Origin of the sequence: Streptomyces tyrfis (genome assembly GCF_037034285.1) — a bacterium.
In the GTDB taxonomy this organism is placed as follows: domain Bacteria; phylum Actinomycetota; class Actinomycetes; order Streptomycetales; family Streptomycetaceae; genus Streptomyces.
This window is the reverse complement of record NZ_JBAGJZ010000101.1, coordinates 1-2,423: the sequence shown is the minus strand read 5'-3', so window position 1 is coordinate 2,423 and position 2,423 is coordinate 1. Positions and strand designations below refer to the sequence as shown.

Here is a 2,423-nt window from a genome sequence, read left to right as displayed (position 1 = left end):
AGCCGTAGCGAAAGCGAGTCCGAATAGGGCGTTTGAGTAGCACGCTCAAGACCCGAAGCGGAGTGATCTAGCCATGGGCAGGTTGAAGCGGAGGTAAGACTTCGTGGAGGACCGAACCCACCAGGGTTGAAAACCTGGGGGATGACCTGTGGTTAGGGGTGAAAGGCCAATCAAACTCCGTGATAGCTGGTTCTCCCCGAAATGCATTTAGGTGCAGCGTCGTGTGTTTCTTGCCGGAGGTAGAGCACTGGATAGGCGATGGGCCCTACCGGGTTACTGACCTTAGCCAAACTCCGAATGCCGGTAAGTGAGAGCGCGGCAGTGAGACTGTGGGGGATAAGCTCCATGGTCGAGAGGGAAACAGCCCAGAGCATCGACTAAGGCCCCTAAGCGTACGCTAAGTGGGAAAGGATGTGGAGTCGCAGAGACAACCAGGAGGTTGGCTTAGAAGCAGCCATCCTTGAAAGAGTGCGTAATAGCTCACTGGTCAAGTGATTCCGCGCCGACAATGTAGCGGGGCTCAAGCGTACCGCCGAAGTCGTGTCAATCCAGTGTGAGCCCTAACGGGTGCTGGGTTGGGTAGGGGAGCGTCGTGTGCCGGGTGAAGCAGCACTGGAAGGTAGTTGTGGACGGTTCACGAGTGAGAATGCAGGCATGAGTAGCGATACACACGTGAGAAACGTGTGCGCCGATTGACTAAGGGTTCCTGGGTCAAGCTGATCTGCCCAGGGTAAGTCGGGACCTAAGGCGAGGCCGACAGGCGTAGTCGATGGACAACCGGTTGATATTCCGGTACCCGCTTTGAAACGCCCAGTACTGAATCAGGCGATGCTTAGTCCGTGAAGCCGGCCCGATCTCTTCGGAGTTGAGGGTAGTGGTGGAGCCGACGAACCAGACTTGTAGTAGGTAAGCGATGGGGTGACGCAGGAAGGTAGTCCAGCCCGGGCGGTGGTTGTCCCGGGGTAAGGGTGTAGGGCGCACGGTAGGTAAATCCGTCGTGCATGTGTCTGAGACCTGATGCCGAGCCGATTGTGGTGAAGTGGATGATCCTATGCTGTCGAGAAAAGCCTCTAGCGAGTTTCATGGCGGCCCGTACCCTAAACCGACTCAGGTGGTCAGGTAGAGAATACCGAGGCGTTCGGGTGAACTATGGTTAAGGAACTCGGCAAAATGCCCCCGTAACTTCGGGAGAAGGGGGGCCATTCCTGGTGATGGCACTTGCTGCTTGAGCTGGGGGTGGCCGCAGAGACCAGCGAGAAGCGACTGTTTACTAAAAACACAGGTCCGTGCGAAGCCGTAAGGCGATGTATACGGACTGACGCCTGCCCGGTGCTGGAACGTTAAGGGGACCGGTTAGCCGACTTTCGGGTTGGCGAAGCTGAGAACTTAAGCGCCAGTAAACGGCGGTGGTAACTATAACCATCCTAAGGTAGCGAAATTCCTTGTCGGGTAAGTTCCGACCTGCACGAATGGCGTAACGACTTCTCGACTGTCTCAACCATAGGCCCGGTGAAATTGCACTACGAGTAAAGATGCTCGTTTCGCGCAGCAGGACGGAAAGACCCCGGGACCTTTACTACAGTTTGATATTGGTGTTCGGTTCGGCTTGTGTAGGATAGGTGGGAGACTGTGAAGCGGCCACGCCAGTGGTTGTGGAGTCGTCGTTGAAATACCACTCTGGTCGTGCTGGATGTCTAACCTGGGTCCGTGATCCGGATCAGGGACAGTGTCTGATGGGTAGTTTAACTGGGGCGGTTGCCTCCTAAAGGGTAACGGAGGCGCCCAAAGGTTCCCTCAGCCTGGTTGGTAATCAGGTGTTGAGTGTAAGTGCACAAGGGAGCTTGACTGTGAGACCGACGGGTCGAGCAGGGACGAAAGTCGGGACTAGTGATCCGGCAGTGGCTTGTGGAAGCGCTGTCGCTCAACGGATAAAAGGTACCCCGGGGATAACAGGCTGATCTTCCCCAAGAGTCCATATCGACGGGATGGTTTGGCACCTCGATGTCGGCTCGTCGCATCCTGGGGCTGGAGTCGGTCCCAAGGGTTGGGCTGTTCGCCCATTAAAGCGGTACGCGAGCTGGGTTTAGAACGTCGTGAGACAGTTCGGTCCCTATCCGCTGTGCGCGTAGGAATATTGAGAAGGGCTGTCCCTAGTACGAGAGGACCGGGACGGACGAACCTCTGGTGTGCCAGTTGTTCTGCCAAGGGCATGGCTGGTTGGCTACGTTCGGGAGGGATAACCGCTGAAAGCATCTAAGCGGGAAGCCTGCTTCGAGATGAGTGTTCCCACCTCCTTTGAGGGGTTAAGGCTCCCAGTAGACGACTGGGTTGATAGGCCGGATGTGGAAGCCTAGTGATGGGTGGAGCTGACCGGTACTAATAGGCCGAGGGCTTGTCCTCAGTTGCTCGCGTTCACTGTGTTG

At 56.5% G+C, this 2,423-nt stretch carries 1 rRNA gene; it reads left to right on the top strand.

The features are described 5' to 3' along the window. Positions 1-2,400: ribosomal RNA gene (locus tag WA762_RS35330) — 23S ribosomal RNA — on the top strand; the annotation flags it as partial. Positions 2,401-2,423 lie beyond the last annotated feature (23 nt).